At 72.0% G+C, this 2260-nt stretch carries 2 protein-coding genes; one reads left to right on the top strand and one right to left on the bottom strand.

Annotated features, from left to right (window positions below; translation table 11 throughout):
• Window positions 1-72: 72 nt before the first annotated feature.
• Window positions 73-930: a DUF4184 family protein gene (locus C1J00_RS42305; RefSeq protein WP_102914105.1), complete on the bottom strand. Its 858-nt coding sequence runs from the start codon at window positions 928-930 to the stop codon at window positions 73-75.
• Between the two features lie 342 nt (window positions 931-1272).
• Between C1J00_RS42305 and C1J00_RS42300 the strand changes: the two genes are divergently transcribed.
• Window positions 1273-2260, top strand: a 988-nt coding sequence (locus C1J00_RS42300) for a lytic transglycosylase domain-containing protein (protein WP_102914104.1), incomplete at its 3' end; no start/stop codon positions are given.

Here is a 2260-nt window from a genome sequence, read left to right as displayed (position 1 = left end):
TCCTCACCCTGCTCCCACGCCCCCGCCGCGCGCACACCACCATCACCGTGTACATCACGACGGACAGCACGCTCAGCGAGCGGCCGGGCGGCTCGGCTCCTTCTCGGCGGCAGGGGCAGGACCGGTGGGGACCGGAACCGGACGGCGCGCCCTGACCCCCACGGCGTAGAGCAGCAGCGCCGGGGCGAGTCCCGCGCCCGCGCCGAAGCACACCGTCGGAATGATCTCCCACGGCTTCGCGGCCGAGCCCCAGTACGCCCACCACCGCGACGCCCGCTGAACCGCCCCCGCCAGCGCGAAGCCGCCGATCAGGGCAGCGGCCGTCCACCGGTCCCGTACGGCGAGGACGGGGACCCCCACCGGCTCGCGTACGGGGACCCGCCGCAGCGCACGCGCCACGAACACGGCGATCACGACCGCGGCCACCGCCGAACCGCCGTACTGCAGGTACCAGTACAGCGGCGAGCCCGCCACCTCCCGGCCCAGCACCGGAAACAGCCGCATGCCCCACCGGTCGAGATGCGTGAACGCGTCCCACACCACATGGGTCAGCGCACCGAACACCGCGGACACGTACCACCGTGCCACCAGCGACGGCCGCACCCGCTCGCGCGGCGCCCCGCACCGCAACAGGGCCGCCACCCTCCCCTGCCGGGCACGCGGCAGCAACGCGACGAGCGGCTCACGCACCAGCAGCCACAGCCCCACCAGCGCCCAGGCGATGAGCACATCGACCGTGAAGACACCCGGGAGTGCGTGCGTGACGTCACCGAACTCCATCGCCTCGGACAGCACACTCGCCGCGTAGTAGGTCATGTCGGGCGCGAAAGAACCCGCCACGAGCACGGCGGGCACCAGCGGACCCCGGCCGGTGCCGTCGGTGCGTACGGCGGGCAGCACGGCTGCCGCATGGCTCAGTGTGAACGGCAACTCGGCTCCTCGCGACGGTCGTTGCACCAGGCCGGGAAGCCCGGCGGTCAGTGGCCCAGTATGCGGGATGCCGCTGCGCCGACGACGTCAAGCGGCGCACATGACCAACTGGTGAAAATCGGTCACGAACGGGTGCCCGAGCAAACGAAGTTGCCGTAGGGTCGCCAGAGTCGCCGCGCGGGGAGCGCGTCGATCAGGTGAACGCGGTAAAGAGCAGAGCACGCGGGAGAACAGAGTTGTGGCCGTCGGAGGGCAACCCCTCGGGCGGTTGGATCGTCACAACAGGGCGAACACTGCAGACGTAGACCGGGCGCTCGGGCGTCCACGGGAGGGGTTCACTCTATGGCGGCGCAATTCGGCAGGAGGCTGCGCAAGGGGGCGGCGACCACCGCCGTGGCCGCGGTAGCGGTCGCGGCCCTGTCCGCTTCCCAGGCTCCGGGTGTGAACGACCACGGCAGACAGGCCGCTGCCGACGCCACCCCCTCACCCGAAGCGAGTGCCTCCGACGGCAGCGCCACCGGCAACTCGCCGTACTACACGGACCTGCCTCCGCTCAAGAGCCCGAACCCGTCACCGTCCACGGGCCCCGGCCCGGGCGGCACGGGTGTCACGGAAGCCGGCATCCCCGCGACCGTCCTCGACGCCTACAAGAAGGCCGAGACCGCGCTGCGCGAGGCCAAGCCCGGCTGCAACCTGCCCTGGCAACTCCTCGCCGCCATCGGCCGGGTGGAGTCGGGACAGGCCCGCGGCGGCCGCGTAGACGCCGACGGCACCACCCTCAAGCCGATCCTGGGCCCGCAGCTCGACGGCAACGGCTTCGCCCTCATCCGGGACACCGACGACGGCGCGTACGACGGCAACAGCTCGTACGACCAGGCCGTCGGCCCCATGCAGTTCATCCCCTCCACCTGGGCCTGGGCCGGCCGCGACGGCAACGACGACGGCAAGAAGGATCCCAACAACATCTACGACGCCGCGCTCGCCGCCGGCCACTACCTGTGCCGCAACAGCTGGGACCTGTCCCAGCAGGGCGACCTCGACCGCGCGATCCTCAGCTACAACAACTCGCGGGAATACCTGAACCTCGTCATGAGGTGGCTGGAGTACTACCGCAAGGGCACGCACGAGGTCCCGGACGGCACCGGCACGCTGCCCGGCAACCGCAGCGACGACGGCGCGGGCGCGAGCCCCACGCCCACCACACCGGGCGCCACCACACCGGGCGCCACCACACCGGGCGCCACCGCTCCCGGAAGCTCGACGCCCGGGTCCGACCGCCCCAAGCCCGACAAGCCCGACAAGCCTGGCGGCGGTACGACGCCCCCGAAGC

The sequence above is a fragment of the Streptomyces cahuitamycinicus genome (assembly GCF_002891435.1).
GTDB classification, from domain to species: domain Bacteria; phylum Actinomycetota; class Actinomycetes; order Streptomycetales; family Streptomycetaceae; genus Streptomyces; species Streptomyces cahuitamycinicus.
This window is presented reverse-complemented; position numbering and strand designations above follow the sequence as displayed.